Origin of the sequence: Legionella beliardensis, assembly GCF_900452395.1 — a bacterium.
Lineage (GTDB): Bacteria > Pseudomonadota > Gammaproteobacteria > Legionellales > Legionellaceae > Legionella_C > Legionella_C beliardensis.
Genome location: NZ_UGNV01000001.1, coordinates 1,029,055 through 1,051,402, shown reverse-complemented (window position 1 = coordinate 1,051,402; position 22,348 = coordinate 1,029,055). Strand labels below are relative to the sequence as shown.

The window sequence follows — 22,348 nt, the reverse complement described above, 5'->3', positions numbered from 1 at the left end:
TAACTTGCAACTGGTATTTTTATTCTATGATGGCATGACCGCCTTAGATGCCATTGGCCCGCATGAAGTGTTAAGTCGAGTTCCTGGTATTGAGGTTAAAAGGGTCGCTCAAACAAAAGGCGTTATTAATACTTATGCTGCCGATTTAAAGCTCATTGCTGATTATAGTTTAGCGGAAGTAACCCATGCCGATATATTGCTTGTCCCTGGCGCTGGTAATGCCACCTCCTTAACGCAATTTCCTGATATCTTAGACTGGGTAAAGCAAATTCATGCGACGACAACTTGGACTACGTCTGTATGCACAGGCAGCCTTATTCTAGGAGCAGCCGGTATTCTCACGGGGTTAAACGCAACCTCGCATTGGGCTGTATTAAATCAATTGCAAACTTGGGGTGCTAAACCCACATCGCAACGCATTGTTGAGGCAGGAAAGATAATTACGGCAGCCGGGGTTTCTGCCGGCATTGACATGGCTCTCTCATTGGCTGCGAAAATTGCTGATGAAAAAACTGCGCAAGGTTTAGAGCTTAGGCTTGAGTATGATCCTAAACCGCCTTTTAATACCGGTTCTCCAGAAAAAGCACCACCTGATTTAGTTGAACAAATTCGCAAACCTTTTAGTAAGCGTTAACCCAATTTGTATTAAATAATAACTACTACCTACTACGTTTAGTTGCTAGCGGCTTTTATTGCGCCTAAATTGTTGAGGGTGCTGGATTAAATGGCTCTTCAACGAATATGTCTTCTTTGCCTAGGCAAGGTGCTGTCGTCTTATCTATGATTTGATATTGAGCATTTAACTCAACTTTACGCGCCTGAACAGGATCAAAGTTTATATCAACAACGATATCCAGGGCCTGCTCCTCTCTGGCTGCAGCACAGAATTCACCTAATTTATTTGCTTTCTTGCTAATTTTTGCTCTAGCATTTATTGCAGATTGGTGATTATTAGCTGTCGTAGCTTGGTCAATACATAACTGCAAAAAGTTTGAAAATTCTTGCGAATCCATTTTGTTTTTGCGAATGACAGACATAACCACGTTATTAAAAACATCACCTTGATCAAGCCTTAATGCAGCCACAAAGGCTGCTTTCATTTGATCACTTAAACGAGCTTTTAAATCTTCAGGTATTATTGCCAGTAAACGCTGTTGAATATCAAATTGTAGTTTCTTACGCACATGCATTGCAAACCCTTTATCGTCTGCATTCTTAGCATGGACTTGTAGCGCAGTATCTAATGTACACATTGCGTCTAACTTCGATGTCGGAGTAGCATTAGAAGAATTCATTTCTTCTTGATATTTTTTGATTAAAAGCAAGATATCCTTTTGGTGCCCTGCCCCATAAGCTTTACCAATGATTTCTAAAGAAGTTACGTCTAAGTAGTTTGTATCTTTTTGCAACTCAAGGCGCATTTCAGGATAAAGCATATCTTCCTTTAAGCTATCAAAATCAGCGCGTGTCATGGTTAAACTTTTAGGATTTTCTGGATCAATGGTTATTAACAACTGCCTATTTCGATTTAACAGCTCTACCATCTTAGTCGGGATATTATTAGTAAAATTAACCACAACGTGGTCACCTTGAGTAAAGACACGTTGTACAGGATTATTATGCCGGTAAGTCCAAGGATTTCTATAAGGCTTGCCAGTATCAGTATATAATCTAGGATTATGCATAAGCTTTTCAAGAATTAAAGCAGAACACACAGCACTTCGAGGTAAATCTTTGCTTACCAATGGTAAGACCGCCTGAATCTCTGCAATGCGATTTTTAATCGTATTAAATAAAGCAATTGCATCGTCTCGTAGCTGGGTGACTTGCTCTTTTTGTTCGCGAAGCTTGTCAATCTCCTCTTTGTCACTGTCCTCAAGATTAGATTTAGTTTTTAAGCTTGCATTTATTTGGCTAATTTGAGCCTCATGTGCTTTTACTATGTTATAAAGGTAAGTATAAATAACATCCTGCTTTTGGATTAGTTTTTCTAAGCTCGCAAATTTCTCCTTCAGGGATGAATCTTCAATTAAGCTTCGATTGCGACCACGACCGTGCCTCGTATGTTTCATTATCGCTTGATCAGGTTGAAGACTTAAGCGTGAATCCAGCTTCAGTTTATTACTTAACATGACAACTTGGTCAAAGATAAATAATGAGCGATCATTAACAAGCGCTTTATTTTGATTATATGCCCCAATGCTATCAGGGTCGCTACATACATATAACAATGAAAAAGCCTTACCGAAATCGTCTATAAAGCCATTACTTTGTAAGCCAGAACCTATAGGTTTAATCGTAGAATAATGCTCATAGGTATTGCCCATTCCTGTAAATACTTTTCCTTCTGCAACTTCGCCTAAAAGCTTAATCTCCTCAAAGGGTATAAAAAGTGCAGGCTTTTCTTCATACATAACCATTGCTACATCGGTTGTCTTACAATCTAATATTTTAGACATAGCTAATGCGACTAGCTCATGTTGTACTTCTTCTATCATCTCGCCTTCAAAGGGAATTTTACTGCTTTTGGGTAATTTGATAATCGCGTTGGGCTTTAGTTGGTACTCAGAGTAATCATTAATATAATCTGTAACATTAGCTATATTTTTATCACGCAACTTAGTTAATTTGTTCCTGAGTGCATCTTCACTAATTAAAGGAACTTTTTTAGTCACCCCACCCACTTGGGTAGCAACAGTATAATAGAGCAAATTAGTAGGCTGGCCTTGCTCATCTCGGCTCGGGATCTGCGTTTCAGTTAAATGGCTAAGCTTATGTAACTCAGAAGCTATCATTAAATAATCTGCCAGTGAATTTCTTGTTTCTATATTTGGAGCCTTTTCTACTTCTTTCGGTAGCATAGCAACAATTGTCTCAATATCTTTGCTGTCTAAAGCTGTTGTAAACTTTTCTTGATCCTCTGCGTTTTTATTTTTATCCTCTGAACCTTTGAATTCAAGGGTACGAAGCAAGTCAATGAGCTTATTCTGCGCTTGGACCATGAGGACTTTTATATCACCTTCTTGAGGTGGTGAAGTAACTATTTGACGATGGTAATAGTCAGCCTTTGGTAAATCAGGAGAAGATAAATCAGCAGAATCAGGTTCGGTAATATTAAGCTTCTCTATAGAATCAGAGCGCTCTGCTTCTTTTTTTGCCGTTTTAGCTCTATGAACAAGCTTTTTAATAGCTGATGGTATAATTGACGCTAAAAACCCTGTAACTGCACCAATACCTCCACCAAGCACTGTACCTAATCCAGGAAAAACAACTGAACCTACTATTATACCAATAGTCAGGCCTAAGCTTGTACTACCTGCAGATGTAATGGCAGCCCCACTTTTTATATGACTATCCCATAGCCTTTTTAGCCCCACGCCACTAGAGCTTACACCAGCACCAATACCAGCACCAAGTATTGCTCCAATGACTGTCCCAATGCCAGGGACGATAGAGCCAATAACTGCGCCGATAGCGGCACCCGCTCCAGTTGACGTGAGAATACCTAATGATTCGCTACCTAATTTGCTAACACTTGATTTAGAAGGGGTATCTAATAGTTTAAACGCTGCTTTTCTATTAAGATGAGCAGTTATATCTTCAGGGATTCCATTGACTCCACTTAATAAATTCTTAAATGCTTGATAATCTATCTCTAACTTATAATTTAACCTTCGCAGCCATTCAATTTCCCATTGTTTTAATTTTTGCAACTGTTCTTTTTGGGCTATATTTGCTAAAGGATAGACATCAGATGCTACATAAATTGGATTAAAAACCCGTAGAATTTCGTCATTAGTAAGACGGCTTGTAGAGCGCTGTTTTGCATAAAGTGACATCAATGAAAACATGCTTTGTGCAAATTTTTCTAAAGATAAATTACCTTTACGCGGCATCAGTCGGTTATTTGCTTTTTCAATAACAGCTAAGCAAAATAGGGTATCTATTTGATTAGGCTTCTCAGGATTCAAAATACGCCCAAATTCACTAAAACAGTTATTTAAAAAATTTTTGGCTTTTTCTTTCTGCTCAGAAGGTAACTTATCAATCACAGGCTGCAAGGCCTCGATATACCAAGTCAAAGCAAACCCCATTAATTAAACTATATGATATATTTTATATCATTCAGATTAATATATTATTAACAAATTTAAAAATTAACCATTAAAATCTTATTTTTAACAGCTAAGTTAGTTATTTTGCCCTTAAATTTAATAAAGTAATAAGTGAGCATCTATAAACGTAAGAAAATAAATGGAGTTTACTTGCAAAAAAGAGGCTTTAGCGCCTCTCAATTAACCTAAAAAGTACTCGTTAATTTTTTAACCACCACTCTTTAGGTCTTGAAAAGATTACAATTTATATTGATTAAGTTTACTTTTCACCAGTCACGAGATAAACAGAGCAATTAAATCTATACTCACCCTGATATTTTTTCTGGCATTCTTCTGCAAACCAGTCAACCATGGCTTCGTTAATAAGCTTAATTTCTGCATCAGACGCTTGCCCCTGATAAAAGGCAATGCCATTTACAAATTTTCTAAAAAATTCTAAGTTTGGCAGCGTAATAAAATCACGATGTAGCGTCACGCTAAGGTGTTTACATGGCATATCACTTAGTTTCTCAGGAAGATTATCTAAATCGTTATAATCAACCGGTTTTTTAAAATCTCTAAGCCAGGCAAATTGCTCTGCCTCGGAGAGCACGCAATAAGCTTTAATAAAGGCATCATCGCCAGCTGGAAAGAGAGTAAAGAATTTGCCGCCTGGCTTCAACGCATTGATAATGTTGGTAAAGGCCTTTCTAATATCATGGCTAGCCCATTGCAAACACCAAAATGACACAACCTGATCAAATTGATTGGCATAATTCATGTTAAGTACATTATCTTTTGCAACAGAAAAATTGGGATAATCTAGGCTTACTTCTTTGGCAAGTCGCAACATATTAGCTGAAGCATCTAATCCCAATACCGAGCCTTGCGGGACTTTATCTAGAATTTTACGAGTATAAGCTCCATTGCCACAACCAATATCTAATACGTGATCCGTTGCATTTAAGTGCAAATCACTTAAAAATTTATCGGCAAGAGTCGCTTGAATATATGAACCAATTGCATAGTCTTCGGCGGGCCATTCCGTGTTTTGCATGTTATTCCTTTTAATTTAAGAGATTAATTGTACAACCTGCTAGGGTTTAGCCTCAGGTCAAATAAGTGCCGTGTACTTTATAATGATTTTTATAGGATGCCAAGTATTCCTCAACACTATCTCTTACCCCTGCAGCAGCCAATAGCAGCCTTAATATGACAATATTTCAAACAGTTAAACAAAAAATTATCTGATTAATAAAACCTTAAGTTTTAATGAATACAATTTGCCCAAATGCACAAAGAAATAAAATTTCAAAGAGGTGTGTTGTGACTATTCATGTTTTTATCGGTGCGGGCCCTGCAAATCTGCATCGCGCTTTAAAAGTGAGAAAACTTGAGCCCGATGCAGAAATTATTATCATAGATAATCGTTTAAAATCAGATGGGAACATTAATAGAGAAAATGGACGCGCTAATATTTTCCGCTTTGAAACCGAGGATGTCACAGATAAATTAATTGCAGATGGCGTTGATAAGAATTATTTACTGAGCTTTATGCATCAACGCGACTTTTCTGTTGCACAAGGATTTCAACAAGGCGATGATAACGTTTTTTCCTCTAAACCATTTAGCCAGATTCAAATTCGTGATCTTCAGCATGCATTAATTGAGACCTTGAAAGAAAAAGGAAAACTTTATTTAGTTTCTGAAGATTTCAACACATCCTCACTTAAAATATTGCGAAAACAAGTTAGCAACTATTTGAAAATCAATGGTTTTGTAGACAATGACGTTCATATTCATGTGGCAACAGGTGCTTTGCGTGGCGATAAAAAAGATGAAATTATTTACCCGGATAAGGCAACTCATCACCTAAAACATACCACAGACGATGTAGCAGCTATGCCCGTTGTTCCCGTCCATGGGACTGTCACTTTTTTTATAAAAAATAAGCACGATAAACCAATTATTACCTGCGATGAATTACAAGCTAATCAACGCTCTTTAGATTTAACCGATTGGCAAGAACCTTTAAAACAATTTGGCTGGAATTTAGTACGCCCACCGCGCATTCGAGTCTTTTACGCGAATGATATTTTATACATAGGTACTGAAATCCCTATGTCTATGATGAATAACGAGGATGCGGCTGACTATGAAGAAAAAGTTGCTGAATACACTCGGCAAATTGCTCAATTGGTTTTTCCTGATCTTAAAGAGCGTATTGAGAATTTAGAAGCAAATAAAGTGCTTCGTTCGCGCTTTCCAACGGGTCGTGGCGAAGCCGGCCAAGTGATTATCGCAACTAAAACAATTATTAATGAACAAAAAGTAAATATTTCCTTGTTTAATAATGGCGATAGCCGCTATCTTCCTCATTATCAAACAGGCAGCGGCTTTGTTACGGGTTTTTTACAAAACGAACTGTATGCTGACATCTATCAGCATCAAAGCTTGGAAGCATTAGTTCAATGGGCTCAAGTTTCTGGCCACCTAGAGCCAGGCCAAACCGCTGAACATGTGCGTGAAGAATATAAAAAATGGATACAGCCATCAGATGAGCAAGACTCACAAGACGCAGATGAACAAGCCATTTTACGAGCGTTTCAGCAAGAGTTGTACATCTATCTGTCGCGCGAAATTATTGAAGAAAACAAGGCGAAAGTTGGCCGCTATTTTAATGCGCTCCATAAGCAAATACTTAATTTACTGCCGCAGCATTTTGCTGAATTTTTCACATATTTTGACGAGTCACTCCCTAATAAGTCTTTAATAAATCCTCTTTCAATTGAGCTACTCCATACCTCTGATAAGCATGTTGCTGTTTTAGCGATGCTAAAAACGGGTAATACTTCTTTCTTAAGAAGCGCACTGCCTCGACTATTAAACATGGATTTTAGTCGAATCGATGATAGCCAGCTAGGCCATTTAAGAAATGTTCTTCTTGAAGATTTAGAGCGTAATCTTCAAGAAGAGTTACTAGAACAATTTGAGAATTTGTTAGAACAACTTAAAAATTTAAGTGTTGAGCTTAAGCAAATTGATGATTTGAACACCGAGCCTCAACTCGTTGCAATAGAACCTGTTACAGAGCCATGGTGGGTTAAACACCAAAATAAATTAAAAGCAGCAGCCATTGTAAGTCTTACTGTCATTGGCGGATTCCTCGGCACCTTTTTAATCCCTATACCTGGACTTGGTAGTATGCTTGGTGGCGCTGTAGGCGGTGCAATTGGTGCAGGAACCGGATTAAGTTTAGGCTTAACAGGAACTGGTCTTCTCGAATTATTCAAGAAAAAACCAGCTCTGGGCACAGCCTTAACCACAGTAGGTAGCACAGGTTTAGGTGCAGGTATTGGCGCTATCTTAGGTACGTTTGCCTTCCCAGGTATAGGAACTGCCATTGGGGCAGCCATTGGTGCCGGTGTGAGTGCCTCTACCAGTTTGTTTGCTACCGGTATTTATAATGCCGTTACGAATCACCCTATCTTTGGTGCCTTAATGACGACGATAGGTAGTACTGGCTTAGGCGCAGGCGCTGGCGCGCTCATAGGTACGCTACTTTTCCCAGGCCCAGGTACTGCAATTGGTGCTGTGATTGGCGCGGGTATCGGTGCAGGCGCTACCTTAATTACCACAGGCTTGGTAAAATTGATTCAGAAGTTTAAGCAGCCAACTACTGTAGATATGAACCCCATTCCAAATAATCCGCCCATGGATCATTCACCTCAAGATTCAGAAGATCATAATCAGGTTTTGAAAGGAATGATTGCTGATCTAGGAGTTGATCCACAAAATAACTCTGAACGCCATGAGTTCGTTCAACCTCAACCGTCAGCGCATTCTATGCCCACTAGTCTATCAGCCCATCTTATGGGGACAGAGGAAGAACCTAAAGCGCAGCAGCCTGTTATACAATATTCATTATCACCTCAGGGATAGAAATGAGTTCCTGCTTCTGCAGGAACCTTATTCCTATAAATTTACATACATAAACAACGGCGCTCTGACTTAAGACTCTATATCCAATCCTATCCTAGCCCATTTTTTCTAGCGCAATAATGCTAATTCATCGTCGCCACGATGTTCAAAATAATTAGCAACTAACCCGGGCGTTACGGCATCTAAACTAGCAGGTGACCAGCGCGGGTTTTTATCTTTATCAATTAATAAAGCCCTAACACCTTCATAAAAATCATGATCATTCATAAAATGAGCAACTAAGCGATAATCCATCTTAATACACTCTGCCATCGATAAGGTTTGCGCTTTATGAATTTGTTCAAACGTCACTGCTAAACTTAATGGCGATTTTTGCTCTAGGGTTTGCAGTGTTGCTAACGCCCAAGCATCATCACTCGCCTTAAGTGCCTCCATAATTGCTTGTACACTTGGCTTAGAAAAATAATGATTAATTTTCTCAACGTCAGGAAATACTGATTGCTCTTGCTTTGTCACTTGGCTTAAAAAAGCCTTAATACGCTCATCTGCATCTTGGCTTAAATCTAATTCATAAAGACCACCAAGTAGCTGCTCAAACTGTTCATTCGTTACTAAATAATTAATCAAGCCAGCTTTATTAGCCTCCTTGGCATTTAAGCGATTGCCTGTTAAAGCCAAATACAAACCTATCTGTCCGGGACAGTGCGCTAATAAATAACTCGCACCTATGTCAGGAAATAAACCAAGCCCTGTTTCTGGCATAGCAAATATAAATTGCTCATTAGCGATTGCATAAGCGCCATGTAATGAAACACCTACACCACCGCCCATGGTAATGCCATTAAGAAGAGCAATATAAGGTTTTTGGAATTGATGAATGAAATGATTTAGGCGGTATTCATGCCAAAAAAATTGCATCTGCTCTGCTTTATTTTTTAAACCTGTTTCATAAAGCCAGCGCACATCACCACCTGCACAAAACGCTTTACCAGGTTCTGCCTGAATCACGACAGCATAAATAGAGTCATCCTGTTCCCAATGCAGCAATTGTTGCTGCATCGCTTGTATCATGGGTAGATTAAGGGCATTTAAGGCCTGTGGTCTTGCTAACGTAATGATGCCAAGGTGATGCTGGCAATCAAAGCGAACATCATTCATCTTAAGCTCCTTTAAATGACGCTGGCCGCTTATTTAAAAAGGCATCAACTCCTTCATTCTTATCTTCACTAGCACATACCTTAGCAAAATGAACAGCTTCAAGATGTAAAGCATCACTTAATGACAAGTCATAGCCCCGATCAATGACTTCCATGATACTCGCTGCAGCCAGAGGCGCCATTGAAATCACGGAAGTTAAAATACTAATGGCCCTATCTAATAATTCGCCATTTTCTACTACATCTGTCACTAAACCCCACGTTAGTGCTGTTTGTGCATCAATAAAACGGCCAGTTAAACATAAATCTAATGCGCGTCCCTTGCCCACAAGACGTGCTAAGCGTTGCGTACCACCGTAGCCCGGAATGATACCTAATTTAATTTCAGGCTGGCCAAATTGAGCAGTACTAGCAGCAATACGTAATGTAGCAGCCATAGCAAGTTCGCAGCCCCCACCAAAAGCAAACCCATTAATTGCTGCTAAAGAAGGTTTTCCTAACGTTTCTAATTGCCGAAACACATCTTGTCCTTCACAAGCAAACTCATAACCGCGTTGTGCATTACATTCAGCCAGACGAGTAATATCAGCACCAGCGCAAAATGCCTTTCCTGTACCTGTTAATAAAAGGGCTTTTACTTCTGAATTACGTTTAGCGTAATTCATGATTTCAGTTAATGTTTGTAAGACGTCATCATTAAGCGCATTTAACTTTTCAGGACGATTAAGCGTAATTGTTAAAATACCGCTATTGTCTAAACTTTGTTCTACAACCCTCATGTAAAATACTCCTTTTTAATCAATAAAAAATGCTTCATCCAACGATGTTTTAGCAATAATTTCACGCATAATTTCATTGGTTCCTTCAAGGATTTGGTGAACCCTTAAATCGCGAAAGATACGCTCTATTTGATAATCATGTAAATAACCATAACCCCCATGTAACTGCATGGCTTTATCGCTAATCTGAAACGCAACATCCGTTGCTAATCGCTTTGCCATCGCACAATACATAGGTGCATTTTTATCCTGTTTATCAAGGGCATCAGCAGCACGATAAACCATGAGCCTTGCTGCCTCGAAATCAGTTAGCATGTCAGCAAAATAAAAACGCAAGGCTTGCATTTTAGTTAATGGTTTACCAAATTGTTTGCGCTCCTTTAAATAAGCTTGTGCTAGACGCAAGCAAGCAGTCGCACCGCCTAGCGAGCAGGAGGCCATATTAACGCGACCACCGTTTAATGCATTTAACGCAATCTTAAATCCCATGCCTTCATCCCCAACCCGATTACTTATAGGGACACGGCAATTTTCAAAATAAAGCATGCACGTTGGCTGATTGCGCCAACCTAATTTTTTTTCTAATTTACCAAAGCTTAAGCCCGGCCTATCTTTTTCTATTAATAAACAAGAAATGCCCTGATGCGAATCATCGCCGGTACGAACCATGCATAAATAAACATCACTAACGCTGCCGCCTGAAATAAACGCCTTAGTGCCATTAACAACATAATCTTGACCATCTTTTACAGCACGTGTTTTTAAGGACGCTGCATCTGAGCCTGAATCCGGTTCCGTCAAACAATAACTTGCCAAAACCGCCATTGATGTTAAACGTGGCCCCCAAAGGGTTCGCAATGAACTATCTGCGTAGCGATCGATTAGAGAGACAACCATGTTGTGGATTGATAAATAAGCACTGGTGGTAACGCAGCCTGCCGCCAATTGCTCAAAGATAAGGGCTGCGTCTAAACGCTTTAAATTAGAGCCGCCAATATCCTCACCAGCAACGATGCCTGCCATGCCTAATTGCGCGGCTTCCCGCAACACTTCTACCGGAAAATAGCTATGCTCATCCCAGCTAGCTGCATTAGGTGCTAATTTATTGCGTGCAAATTCACTAGCCATGGTTCGAAATGCAGAATGCTCATCGCTATAGTAGAAGTCCATTAGCTTATCCTTAATTTAATCTGTCGATTACTATAACTCATACTCGTCAAGTTTACTTATTTTCTTTATGATGACGCGTACAAAATGCTATTATTGCTAATTTTCGCCGTACATGAAATAAAAAAGAAAAACACATGGAAATTTTGTTCGAATCGCTTGCAAATGACATGGAGCCAGCCGTTGCTTTAAAAAATTATTTTGGCTTTACAGAGTTTAGAGGTTTACAAGAAACCATTATTAATGATGTTTTAGCTAAAAAAGATGTCTTAGTTTTAATGCCCACCGGTGGTGGCAAATCCTTGTGTTATCAGATTCCAGCTTTAATTCTTAAGGGTGTTGCCATTGTTGTCTCCCCCTTAATTTCCTTAATGGAAGATCAAGTCGCTGCGTTGAAGTTACAAGGGATTCGCGCAGCCTACTACAATTCATCACTAGACAATGAACAATCAAGACAAGTACTTAATCAATTACATAATGAACAGTTAGATTTATTATATATCGCCCCAGAGCGGCTAGTTAGCCCTTCATTTCTTGAGCGCTTAGAAGAATGCCGCATAGGCTTATTTGCTATTGATGAAGCCCATTGTATTTCACAATGGGGACATGACTTTCGCCCAGAGTATGCCTCGCTTGGTAAGCTTAAGCTTTATTTTCCAGATGTCCCTATTATTGCCCTGACAGCAACAGCTGATCAGCAAACACGCTTAGATATTATTAATAAATTAAATTATAAACCAGCAACTTATTTAGCTTCTTTTAACCGCCCTAACATTCATTATTCAGTACTGCTTAAAAATAACCCATTCAAACAAGTGCAAGCCTTTTTAGAAACACAAACTTCGCAAGCAGGTATTATTTATTGTGGTACACGCAATGGTGTCGATCGCCTAGTTGAAAAGTTAAGAGAACAAGGCTTTCAAGCACGCGGTTACCATGCCGGCCTTTCATACAATGAACGCCGCGAAGTACAAACATTATTTAGACACGATCGCATTGAACTCGTAGTCGCAACCATTGCTTTTGGTATGGGTATTGATAAACCTAATGTTCGGTTTGTAGTGCATTATGACTTACCTAAAACCATAGAAAGCTATTACCAAGAAACAGGCCGAGCTGGTCGCGATGGCCTACCCGCGAGAGCCCTATTACTTTACGACCCAGCCGACAGTGCTCGCCTACGCAGCTGGGTAACGTCCATTGAAGACGCCCACAAGCAACGTGTTGAAACAAGTAAATTAAATCATATGATAGCTTTTGCCCAAGCAAGCCACTGCCGCAGACAAATTTTACTACGCTATTTTGATGAACAATGTGATGCTGCTTGCAATTATTGCGACGTATGCGACAACCCGCCAACTACGCAAGATGCAACCGAAGATGCACAAAAATTCTTATCATGTATCTACCGACTTAAGCAAAATTATGGCATGGCTTATACAATTGATGTCTTACGAGGCAGTCATGCTGATAAAATCATACAGGCAGGCCATGATAGATTAAGTACTTATGGCATTGGCAGCAATCAATCAGCGCATTACTGGAAACAACTGGCTTGGCAATTAATTCATCAAGATTATTGTTATCAAGACATGAGTCATTTTAATGTCTTGCGACTAACTCAAAAAGCCGTTGCTGTATTACGGGGTGAAGTCACGATTATGATTTGCCTGCCAACTGTTGAGAAGCTTGAGTTAACTAAAAGAAAAGAGAAAACCAAGACCCCTATTACAGTTAAAGATAACCCACTTTTTGAAAAATTACGCGCTTTACGACGACAAATTGCTGATGAAGAAAATAAACCGCCATTTATGATTTTTAGCGATCAAACTTTATATGAAATGTCGGTTAAAAAACCTACAAATCTAGAAAAATTACTCTCTGTCTCAGGCGTAGGCCAATACAAACTCGACCGATATGGCACGCAGTTCTTAGACGTACTAAGAAACTACACTGAGGCTGTCATTTAATCGACCCTACCTCAAGCCACTTTAATGAGTATGACAGCCAATCTTTAGATGCACTTGATAATATTTATTCTTATTATCCTCAATAAACCCACGCGTTTGCACAATTTCGTACCAATCAAGCTTACCGTATAAACTTGAGGCCTTAGCAATTGCATTATTAATTGCTTCCTCAATCCCTTCCTCAGCGGTTCCTACCAATTCTATAATTTGATAAACGCGATTTGTCATGTTCTTTCCCTAGAGCAAGCTGCTAATTTTGATTTCATGCAATGAAGCAAAAAGTATACCACAACAAACTGATTACGAAACTGCTAATACCAAAACAACTGCTTTCGCACACACGCACGGCATTGTTGCATATAAGAAAGCCAAGCAAGTAGATACTGTCTTTGAAAGCAAGCAAAATTTTATTAAAAGTTTTTTGTTTTTTTTTGAGACAGTCTCTACTTGCTTTATCTATCTTAAGTCCGAAATACCGTGGCTTGACCACGGTATCCAACCCGTCAGTGCCACTTCACTGGATACCGCAGACACGCCGCGGTAATTCGGTTGTGATTTATTTCATACTAAATAAATGTAGTCTAGGTGAAACGCAATGAAACCCGGGTTTAGGCCCTATGGGCCTGCACCTGAGCTACGTTTTAATTTATCCAAGCAACAATGCCTCCTACCGTTGGGAATAACAAAGTCTTTCGAGTGGGGAGCAATCGTAAACCTTCGAAGCACAAGGATATGCTTTGAGAGCGCCACGACGGCTTCATGCGTGTTTACGATTGCTCCTCGCTAGAAAGTCTTTGTTGGCCGAAGCCTAGTTTTCAAGAAATATGATTAAGGGATTGTAAGTCAGATACTAAGCTTGCTGTTTGGCATGTGCCTTCGCAATTGCTTTGCGCAAAGAAGAAGCCTCATCAGACTCAGGTGGCGCAAACTTTAATAACTGCTGCCAATAATTAATTGCTAGCCCATAATTTTGATTTTCATAAGCATCTAGAGCCAACATAGCCAATGCATCAGGCTGATTAGGGATTTGACGCAACAAGCCCTCAAAAAGCGCGCGAATGTCTTCATTAAAATGCTGTTGGTTTAATTGCCATAAACTAGTCGCATAATTAATAACAATTAACTCATCCTTAGGATTGAGTTGATAAGATTTAGCAAAGGCATCCCGACCGGAAAGCCAATCACCTTGCGATACATAAAGACGACCTAATAAGTACCACCCTCGCGCACTTGCCGGCGTATCATCTAAATGACTTTTTAATGTTTTAATTAATTCTTGCGGTGACTTAATATTATCTAATAATGTCTTTGCTCGAAATTCTGCCATTTCATTGTGCTTATATTGCCGCCAAGCAGGGTATGCGCCCCACTGATAATAAGCTAAGGTAATAAACATAACTAGGCTAACAACAACAGGCACAAAACCTCTTTTAAGCGTAGAGCCTAAAGGATAAATGATAATGACCACAGCAAAGCTTGCAAGTGTAATCAAACAACTAATTAATACCCAATGACTCATAACGATCGCCGCTTAATACAAGTACGCCAAAAAATAAAAAACCCCAACAATAAAAATAGCATGGGCCCATACCACAATAATACAGTTAAGGATTTAACAGGTGGATTAAACAAAATAAAATCACCATAACGTGCAGTTAAATAATTAATAATTTCACTATCACTACGACCATCAGCAACCATGGTGTAAACTTGATCACGTAAATCCTTAGCTAAACCCGCATTAGAGTCAGCTAAATCTTGATTTTGGCAAACTAAGCAACGTAATTCTTTAAGTAAATGTTCAAATTGCACCCTTTGTTTTGTTGTAGGCAAAGGATAAAGCGTATTAGCATCCGCTATAGGTAACCATAACAAAAAAAGAGCACAAATTAGCTGTCTCATGCCTGGCCTTTTAACTGCTCAATACGTGGTAAAAATTCATCCATCCACACTTTTTCATCTAAAACACCTACATGACGAAAACGAATTTTTCCTTGTTTATCAATTAAAAAAGTCTCAGGTGCGCCATACACACCTAAATCAATAGCTACCTTACCGCCTGTATCTGTGCCAATTTTTTTATAAGGATTACCCCACTCTGCTAACCATTTTTTAGCATTTTCAGGATTGTCTTTATAATTTAAGCCAAAAATAGGCACACCTACATCCGCTAAGCGCAATAAAAATACCTGCTCCTCACTGCATGCAGTACACCAACTCGCCCATACATTTAAGATTGATACATCACCATATAAATCAGAATCAGCAAATGTTTTATTCTCAGCACCTAGTACTGGCAATTTAAAGGCTGGTAATGCCTGTCCCAATTGAGCTGATGGCAACTTTTGTGGCTCTAAAAATAAACCACGCCCTAAAAAAATAGCTAACGTTGCAAATAGGATAAGAGGAACTACACGCAAGATATACTTTTTCATGCTGGATTTTCTCCTACATTCATCGCAGTTTGTCGATGTTTTAAATAGTAACGCCTATCAGTCATAGCAAGAAAACCACCCGCTAAAATCATAAATCCCCCACCCCAAATAAAACGAATAAGTGGTTTATAATAAAGCCTTACTGACCATGCATTTTCATCAAGAGGCTCACCTAGAGCAATGTAAATATCCCTAAAAGGACTAACATCAATCGCTGACTCCGTCATAGGCATTTTTCCAACATCATAAATACGTTTTTCTGGGAAAATGACATTTAGATTATGTCCCTTACGGATTTCAAAGCGCGCTTGATAGCCATGATAATTTGGGCCAGTTAATTTAGTTTCCTTAAGAAAAGTGACCGTATAACCATTTAAACGTGCACTATCCCCAGGCGCCATTTTGACATCATCTTGCACACCATAACCCGTTGACACACTAATACCAATAACCGTCATGGCCAAACCACAATGCGCAATAACCATTCCTATAAAAGATTGACTTAAGTTATACCAAGCACGCTGCTTTAAGCGCAAATAAACCAGCTTTATTGTGCTCAATAAAACCCATGCAGCAAACACTAATCCGAGCAAGGTCATGTTGTTAATAGAATCTGTTAATAAAAACAAACCTAAGGTAGGGACTATAATGCTAGCCAGCCCCAGATAACCTAGGCGTTTTAAGAGTCGACGACCTTTATCCTGGTGCCAGTTTAAATGAATACCTAAGCCCATTAACAGTAAAAGAGGAATCATTAAAGGAATAAAAACGGTATTAAAATAAGGTGCGCCAACCGATAATTTCCCTAAACCTAAACTATCTATTAATAAAGGATAAACAGTTCCCATCAACACTGTGAGCATCATGACGACTAAAAACACATTATTAAGCAATAACGCACTATCTTTAGAAAATAAACTTGGGCTTACCCGATTTTGTAAGGTTTGCGCCCGAAATGTAAAAAGACTTAAAGAGCCACCAATAACCACTAATAAAAAGCCTAAGATATAAATTCCTCGTTGCGGATCCACTGCAAAGGCATGTACTGACGTTAATACACCAGAACGCACTAAAAATGTACCTACCAAACTTAATGAAAAGGCAGTGATAGCCAATAAGAGTGTCCATGCTAAAAATTGTTGCCTTTGCTCACTGACGGCTAAGGAGTGTAATAAAGCTGTGCCCACTAACCAAGGCATAAAAGACGCATTTTCTACCGGATCCCAAAACCACCAGCCTCCCCAACCTAGCTCACGATAAGCCCACCAACTACCTAAAGTAATACCTGCAGTTAAACAACACCAAGCAGCCAAAGTCCAAGGCCTAGTCCACTTCGACCAAGACGATTCAAGCCGACCTAACCAAAGGGCTGCAATGGCAAAAGCAAAAGCTACTGAAAAACCAACATACCCCATATACAACATCGGTGGATGAAATAAAAAGCCAGGATCTTGTAATAATGGATTTAAATCTCGACCTTCGGTTTGGAGTAACTGAAATTGCCGAGCAAACGGATTTGAAGTCGACAAAAGAAAAAGGATAAAACCAACGCTTAGCCAACCAAGCACAACTAAGACTCTTACTTTAAATTCTTGGGCAAGCGATTTGCTAAAAAAGCTAACAGCCATCATCCAGAAGCTTAAAATACCAACCCACAAAAGCATCGAGCCTTCATGCCCGCCCCAAACTGCACATAATTTATAAAACCATGGCAATAATGTACTTGAATTAGCTAAAACATAAGTCACGCTAAAGTCATTTGTTAAAAAGCAATACGTAAGACAGCAATAAGCAATAGCAACAAACAGAAACTGGCCACCTACGTAGCTGGGTGCTGCCGCAATCCAAGCTGGTTTTTTTTGCACTAAGCCCATTAAAGGAATGATTGCTAATGCGCCAGCACACACGAATGCTAATATAAGTGAAAATAACCCTATTTCAGCAATCATCCTGTCTTACCACCTTGCTGTTGTTGCTGTGCTAAAGCATTTTTTACTTCAGGCGGCATGTAATTAGCATCATGTTTTGCTAACACTTCTGTTGCTTTGAAATGCTCTTTATCAAGAACTGTACCTAACGCCACAATGCCCTGCCCCTCTCGAAATAAATCAGGTAAAATACCACGATAACTTACTGAAATTGTTTGCTTAAAATCTGTTAATTTAAATTGCACGGTTAAACCATCTGCAGCGCGCACAATGCTCTTTTCAACCACCATGCCGCCAATACGAATAGGCTTGCTCTGTGGCGCCTCGCCTTGACCTACCTGGCTTGGCGTATAAAATAAACTGATATTTTGCCGCAATGCATACATAATAAGAGCTAACACCGCAGTTACGGTTAACAAAATAAATAATACCATTGTCAGCTTCCGACGCCGCGCAGCATTCATAGTTATTGTCTCTTAAACCATTGCTGTAACTTTTTTTTAGTTTGCACACGTTGTATTTTAATGCCTAATAAATTCATCACTAATACCACACAAACTAAACCATACGCAGGCCAAATATAAATTGAGTAACCGTTCATGGCTAACCATGTTACTAGTTGATTCATATACTTCCCTTCTCAATGACGTTCCTAACCCAATTTTGCCGACGCTCGCGTAGCAATACTTCGTTTCTCGCTTTATGTAAAACGACCCATAAGCTATAGCAAGCAAATCCAAGAATACTTAGCAATAAAGGATAAAGCATTGGTGCTGCAATTTTAGGTTTAGCAAAAACTGATAACGTTGCCCCTTGATGCAGTGTATTCCACCAATAGACAGAATAGTGAATGATGGGTAAATCAATCACGCCAATTAATGATAATATTGCTACAATTTTATCACCTTGCTCGCGATTCTGAAACGCTTTATCAACTGCTAAAATAGCGGCATACAGTAATAACAAGATTAACTCAGACGTTAGACGGGCATCCCAAACCCACCATGCCCCCCACATTGGCTTACCCCAGATACTGCCCGTTATTAAAGCTAGAAAAGCCATGATAGCACCTGTTTGTGCTAAGGTGCTTAACATAACACCAGCCATCTTAATATGCCACACCAATAAGAGCAACGCGCAAAAAGCCATGGCCGCGTAGAGTGCCATCGACATAAACGCAGTAGGAACATGGATGTAAATAATTCGAAACGCATCGCCTTGCTGATAATCTGGAGGCGCAAAAACTAAGCCCCACAGTAGGCCTAGCATTAAAAATAGCGCAGTCAATATACCTAAGCTCGGTAACCAACGTCCAGTTCGGTCATAAAAAGACTTTGGAGATGCTAATTGATATAAAAATTTCCACATTAGCCGGTATAAAACCATCATAAAAGGAAAATTTTATCATGTATTAAAGGCCACATACTATAGCTTGATTAAAAAGTTCGACATAAAAGCTCTGAAATGACTTTTATGTGCCTAATTTTATTGTAAATTAAGCTTAACCTATCAAACTAATGCGAATAATTGCTGCAATAGCAAAGGGTAAGAAGCAAACGCAAAGCAGTGAGAACGCTAATAACATAGCTAAGTTGCCTGTTACTTGTGAAAACTCCATCACAGCTAAACTGCTGCTACCAAATATCATAATGGGTAAGGTAAGTGGCAATAAAATCAAGGCCATGAAAATGCCTTTTTGTTGCAGGCCCACACTAAATGCGGCGGCTAAAGAACATAGTGCTAAAATTGCAGGCGTGCCAGCAATTAAACTTAACATTAAAACTATTAATTCAAGCCAAGAGAAATGGAAAAATAGTGCTAAAAAAGGGCAAAAGAGGAGTAAAGGTAATAGCGTTAATAGCCAATGTACAGCTAATTTAGCCGTAACAATCAATGAGGTAGAATAACCTGAAATTAACCACTGCTCAATTATTCCTTCTTCATAATCTTGTAGAAAAAGTCGGTCAGCTGCCAACAACATGGCTAACAAAACAGCAATCCATATAACGCCTGGTATAACCTGCCTTAAGATGTCCATATTAGGCGGCATAGTTAAAGGAAAAAAAACTACAATCATGACAAAGAAAAGGGCCGCATTAATTAATAAACGCGGTTGACGCATATTTAATAACCAATCCCGCCTAAATTGCTTATTAAAACATTGCCATGCCGTTAACATAGCTGATATTCCTGGCAATGACTAAATTGGCTGGGTAACGCTTGGTGAGAGGTCATAATAATAAAGCCACCACAAGCAAGATGCTGGCTAAAGCTCATTGCTAACTCGGTAATTGCTGATTTATCAAGCGCCACTAAAGGCTCATCTAATAACCATAACAGCGTCTTGCTCAATATTAGCCGCAGTAAAGCAACTCGTCGTAATTGCCCCATGGAAAGCTGCGAGCAAGGTTTATCAGCTAGATTATGCAAAGAAAATTGCTCTAAAACGCTTATGAGGTTTGAGACAGGTTGTTGCCAGTGTAAATCAAGCAAACAATTTTCCTTAACAGTTAGTTGACTACTTAACCCTAATTTATGCCCAACATAACATAAATTTTGCTGATATTGCGCTAAGTTATTATAAATAGAATGACCTTGCCAATAAATATTACCCTCTATTGGCCGCAGCAGTCCGGCTAGTAATTTTAATAATGTCGTTTTTCCAGCACCATTGCCGCCCTTTAAATGCAACAAGGTCCCTGGCTTAATAGCAAACTGCACATTATTTAGTAAAGGCTTATCTTGATAATCAAAGGAAAGCGAACAAATCTCAAGCATAACGTTTAATAGAAAATAGAACCATGAGACTATATCCTGTCTTTTATTGGGCTTGCAATAGTTAATTGTTGCTTACCAAAGGACTTGCGCCGAAGAGCAGTCGCTGTGATAATCGTTTTCTTCTTTTTTAATCAAGGGAAACCATGGACTTTCTCGCACAATATGGTTTATTTGCTTTAAAAGCGTTAACGAGCGTCATTGCCATTTTACTGCTTTTCGCAGGCTTATTAGCAATCGGAAAAAAAACTAAACCTAAATTAGAAATTACCCCGTTAAATAAGCAATATGATGAGCTTAAGCAGCGCATGCATCAGGAAATAAAGGGCAAAAAGCAGGAAAAAGATAAACGTTCTAAAAAAGCTAAAAAAAGCTTAAAAGATAGACCCTCATTATATGTTCTTGACTTTATAGGTGATATTAGAGCATCACAAGTTGAACAATTGCGTGAAGTAGTGACCGCTGTACTTTCTATTGCGCAGAAAAATGATGAAGTGGTATTACGCTTAGAAAGCCCAGGTGGCTCGGTCAACGGCTATGGACTGGCAGCATCACAATTACAACGCATTCGTGACCGCCAAATACCCCTTACAGTTTGTATTGATAAAGTCGCTGCAAGTGGTGGTTATTTAATGTCTTGTGTGGCTAATCGCATTGTTGCTGCACCCTTTGCGGTGATTGGATCTATTGGGGTGGTTGCACAACTACCTAACTTTCATCGTTGGCTGCAGAAAAATAATATTGATGTTGAATTAATAACGGCTGGTGAATATAAACGCACACTAACGATGCTAGGCGAAAATACTGAAAAAGGCCGTAAGAAATTTCAAGAAGAAATTGAAAAAATCCACCAAACATTTCGGGATTATGTCTTTGTCCACCGTCAACAACTAGATATTGATAAAGTATCAACTGGTGAACATTGGCTTGCTACCGATGCTTATGACTTAAAACTTGTTGATTATCTTAAAACCAGCGATGATTATGTCATTGAGAAAATGAATGATTTTAATGTCTTTAAAGTCTCTAAACCAAGCAAACCTTCTCTTTCTGAGAAATTATTTAAACCGGCTGTAAACTTACTAGATAACTTAAAAAATGATTATTTAAGTAAACACTAATCTAAGGCGCCGAGGCGCCTTATTTTTCATAATTACCATTTTTTGTTTTGGTCAGAATTTTTTTCATTCCAGCTTTGAGATTGCTTATTTTGACCTTGTTGACCTTGTTGACCTTGTTGACCTTGTTGACCATGTTGGCCTTGTTGACCTTGTTGGCCTTGGTTATGTTTTTGTTGCCCACCTTGCTGATTTTGATTCATTGGGTTCTTATCCATGGTTTATCTCCTTTTTTAAGTGGTGTTTTAACCATAGTTTAAGAATTTAAAAATGGCAAATGAGATTTTTTAATTTGGGTGTAAAATATCTGGTGCTTATATTTTGCAGCTTTTTTTAGAGTTATGTATACTTTAAGGATAAACAATCCATTCTATGGAGTTAATGATGAGCGATTTTAAATCCAAATTGCCAAGTTTTCAGGAAGTTACTCACATCGTAGGCAAGCTATTTAAAGATGTAAAAAATAGCGTTTCTGAGATTATAGATGAGTACAAGCAAAAACGTACGCAAGAAGAGTATACGGCTCGTGCATCCTCTGATAACGTCACCGCTTCTAATTCTTCCACCCCTGGGCAGGATAAAGCAACAACTCAGTCAACACCGGCCACCAATCAAGGCTCGGTTGACACAACGACGGCAGCCTCAGCAGATTCAGTAGCCAGCAGTACTACCACCTCTTCAGCAACGCCTATTGAAACGCAAACTATACAATCACTGGATGAGCCACCTGTGGTTAGTAAAAGCGCGCTTAATTTAGATGAAAAATCTAATAATCCTAAAAAGCGCACGAAAGGGCCTGTTAAAGAGAATATATCTGTCGAAGACAGCTTTGCTGGGCAAAATACTGATAAAAAAGCTTCTGATCCAACTGATACTAATCCTGAAGTCAATATAGAGCATCATGTTGATGAACAAAAGCCTCTAAAGGATGATGTACTATAAGCTAGGTTTAAAATCTATCCCAAAGAGCGATAGAAGCTCGC

22 protein-coding genes are annotated in these 22,348 nt (G+C 39.1%); 6 read left to right on the top strand and 16 right to left on the bottom strand.

What is annotated here, in order from left to right; translation table 11 throughout:
* Positions 1–4 precede the first annotated feature (4 nt).
* Positions 5–634, top strand: coding sequence for a DJ-1/PfpI family protein (locus DYE47_RS04695; RefSeq protein WP_115302156.1), 630 nt, complete (start codon positions 5–7; stop codon positions 632–634).
* Positions 635–698: 64 nt separating this feature from the next.
* Here the strand turns inward: DYE47_RS04695 and DYE47_RS04690 are convergent, their stop codons facing one another.
* Together DYE47_RS04690 and DYE47_RS04685 are read right to left on the bottom strand one after the other, a co-directional pair.
* The gene (locus DYE47_RS04690; protein WP_131750063.1) at positions 699–4,082 is read right to left on the bottom strand and encodes a hypothetical protein; all 3,384 of its coding nucleotides are present in this window, start codon (positions 4,080–4,082) and stop codon (positions 699–701) included.
* 292 nt (positions 4,083–4,374) lie between these two features.
* Positions 4,375–5,151: a class I SAM-dependent methyltransferase gene (locus DYE47_RS04685; protein ID WP_115302154.1), complete on the bottom strand. Its 777-nt coding sequence runs from the start codon at positions 5,149–5,151 to the stop codon at positions 4,375–4,377.
* 269 nt (positions 5,152–5,420) lie between these two features.
* On the opposite strand from DYE47_RS04685, the gene DYE47_RS04680 reads away from it, so the two are divergent.
* A complete protein-coding gene (locus DYE47_RS04680) occupies positions 5,421–8,036 on the top strand; it encodes a hypothetical protein (protein WP_115302153.1) in 2,616 nt (871 codons plus the stop codon).
* Positions 8,037–8,144: 108 nt separating this feature from the next.
* Here DYE47_RS04680 and DYE47_RS04675 read toward each other — a convergent pair whose 3' ends face one another.
* Genes DYE47_RS04675 through DYE47_RS04665 form a run of 3 tightly spaced genes read right to left on the bottom strand, consistent with a single transcriptional unit; the run spans position 8,145 to position 11,142 of the window.
* Positions 8,145–9,194: an enoyl-CoA hydratase/isomerase family protein gene (locus DYE47_RS04675; protein ID WP_115302152.1), complete on the bottom strand. Its 1,050-nt coding sequence runs from the start codon at positions 9,192–9,194 to the stop codon at positions 8,145–8,147.
* 1 nt (position 9,195) lies between these two features.
* On the bottom strand, positions 9,196–9,972 hold the full coding sequence (locus DYE47_RS04670; protein ID WP_115302151.1) for an enoyl-CoA hydratase/isomerase family protein: 777 nt from the start codon (positions 9,970–9,972) through the stop codon (positions 9,196–9,198).
* A 15-nt stretch (positions 9,973–9,987) separates the two neighbouring features.
* Positions 9,988–11,142 (bottom strand): acyl-CoA dehydrogenase family protein, encoded by a 1,155-nt coding sequence (locus tag DYE47_RS04665; protein ID WP_115302150.1) that lies wholly within the window; start codon positions 11,140–11,142, stop codon positions 9,988–9,990.
* Positions 11,143–11,276: 134 nt separating this feature from the next.
* Here DYE47_RS04665 and recQ point away from each other — a divergent pair, with 134 nt between their 5' ends.
* Complete coding sequence (gene recQ / locus DYE47_RS04660) at positions 11,277–13,109, top strand: DNA helicase RecQ (protein ID WP_115302149.1); 1,833 nt, start codon at positions 11,277–11,279, stop codon at positions 13,107–13,109.
* Positions 13,110–13,130: 21 nt separating this feature from the next.
* Here recQ and DYE47_RS04655 read toward each other — a convergent pair whose 3' ends face one another.
* On the bottom strand, positions 13,131–13,337 hold the full coding sequence (locus DYE47_RS04655; RefSeq protein ID WP_115302148.1) for a dodecin: 207 nt from the start codon (positions 13,335–13,337) through the stop codon (positions 13,131–13,133).
* Positions 13,338–13,365: 28 nt separating this feature from the next.
* On the opposite strand from DYE47_RS04655, the gene DYE47_RS04650 reads away from it, so the two are divergent.
* Entirely contained in the window at positions 13,366–13,653 is a 288-nt protein-coding gene (locus tag DYE47_RS04650) for a hypothetical protein (protein WP_115302147.1), read from the top strand.
* Positions 13,654–13,959: 306 nt separating this feature from the next.
* On the opposite strand, the gene DYE47_RS04645 is transcribed toward DYE47_RS04650, so the two are convergent.
* The 9 genes from DYE47_RS04645 to ccmA all read right to left on the bottom strand — a co-directional run bounded on the left by DYE47_RS04645 (position 13,960) and on the right by ccmA (position 20,250).
* Positions 13,960–14,628 carry a tetratricopeptide repeat protein gene (locus DYE47_RS04645; RefSeq protein WP_115302146.1) on the bottom strand — a complete coding sequence of 223 codons (669 nt, stop codon included), beginning with the start codon at positions 14,626–14,628 and terminating at the stop codon, positions 13,960–13,962.
* Complete coding sequence (locus tag DYE47_RS04640; protein WP_115302145.1) at positions 14,625–15,011, bottom strand: cytochrome c-type biogenesis protein; 387 nt, start codon at positions 15,009–15,011, stop codon at positions 14,625–14,627. The genes DYE47_RS04645 and DYE47_RS04640 overlap by 4 nt, the downstream gene beginning before the upstream one ends.
* Positions 15,008–15,544 (bottom strand): DsbE family thiol:disulfide interchange protein, encoded by a 537-nt coding sequence (locus tag DYE47_RS04635; RefSeq protein ID WP_115302144.1) that lies wholly within the window; start codon positions 15,542–15,544, stop codon positions 15,008–15,010. Before DYE47_RS04635 ends, DYE47_RS04640 begins: the two co-directional genes overlap by 4 nt.
* Positions 15,541–17,493, bottom strand: coding sequence for a heme lyase CcmF/NrfE family subunit (locus tag DYE47_RS04630; protein WP_115302143.1), 1,953 nt, complete (start codon positions 17,491–17,493; stop codon positions 15,541–15,543). The genes DYE47_RS04635 and DYE47_RS04630 overlap by 4 nt, the downstream gene beginning before the upstream one ends.
* Complete coding sequence (gene ccmE, locus DYE47_RS04625) at positions 17,490–17,936, bottom strand: cytochrome c maturation protein CcmE (protein WP_115302142.1); 447 nt, start codon at positions 17,934–17,936, stop codon at positions 17,490–17,492. Before ccmE ends, DYE47_RS04630 begins: the two co-directional genes overlap by 4 nt.
* 2 nt (positions 17,937–17,938) lie before the next feature.
* Complete coding sequence (ccmD, locus tag DYE47_RS04620) at positions 17,939–18,100, bottom strand: heme exporter protein CcmD (RefSeq protein WP_165482025.1); 162 nt, start codon at positions 18,098–18,100, stop codon at positions 17,939–17,941.
* A complete protein-coding gene (gene ccmC / locus DYE47_RS04615; protein ID WP_280524207.1) occupies positions 18,097–18,858 on the bottom strand; it encodes a heme ABC transporter permease CcmC in 762 nt (253 codons plus the stop codon). The genes ccmD and ccmC overlap by 4 nt, the downstream gene beginning before the upstream one ends.
* 115 nt (positions 18,859–18,973) lie before the next feature.
* Entirely contained in the window at positions 18,974–19,651 is a 678-nt protein-coding gene (gene ccmB / locus DYE47_RS04610) for a heme exporter protein CcmB (protein ID WP_115302140.1), read from the bottom strand.
* The gene (ccmA, locus tag DYE47_RS04605) at positions 19,645–20,250 is read right to left on the bottom strand and encodes a cytochrome c biogenesis heme-transporting ATPase CcmA (protein WP_115302139.1); all 606 of its coding nucleotides are present in this window, start codon (positions 20,248–20,250) and stop codon (positions 19,645–19,647) included. Before ccmA ends, ccmB begins: the two co-directional genes overlap by 7 nt.
* A gap of 143 nt (positions 20,251–20,393) precedes the next feature.
* Here ccmA and sohB point away from each other — a divergent pair, with 143 nt between their 5' ends.
* Entirely contained in the window at positions 20,394–21,368 is a 975-nt protein-coding gene (sohB, locus tag DYE47_RS04600) for a protease SohB (protein ID WP_115302138.1), read from the top strand.
* A gap of 32 nt (positions 21,369–21,400) precedes the next feature.
* On the opposite strand, the gene DYE47_RS04595 is transcribed toward sohB, so the two are convergent.
* Complete coding sequence (locus DYE47_RS04595) at positions 21,401–21,583, bottom strand: hypothetical protein (RefSeq protein ID WP_115302137.1); 183 nt, start codon at positions 21,581–21,583, stop codon at positions 21,401–21,403.
* 163 nt (positions 21,584–21,746) lie between these two features.
* On the opposite strand from DYE47_RS04595, the gene DYE47_RS04590 reads away from it, so the two are divergent.
* Positions 21,747–22,307 (top strand): hypothetical protein, encoded by a 561-nt coding sequence (locus tag DYE47_RS04590; RefSeq protein ID WP_131750064.1) that lies wholly within the window; start codon positions 21,747–21,749, stop codon positions 22,305–22,307.
* The last annotated feature ends 41 nt before the right edge of the window (positions 22,308–22,348 follow it).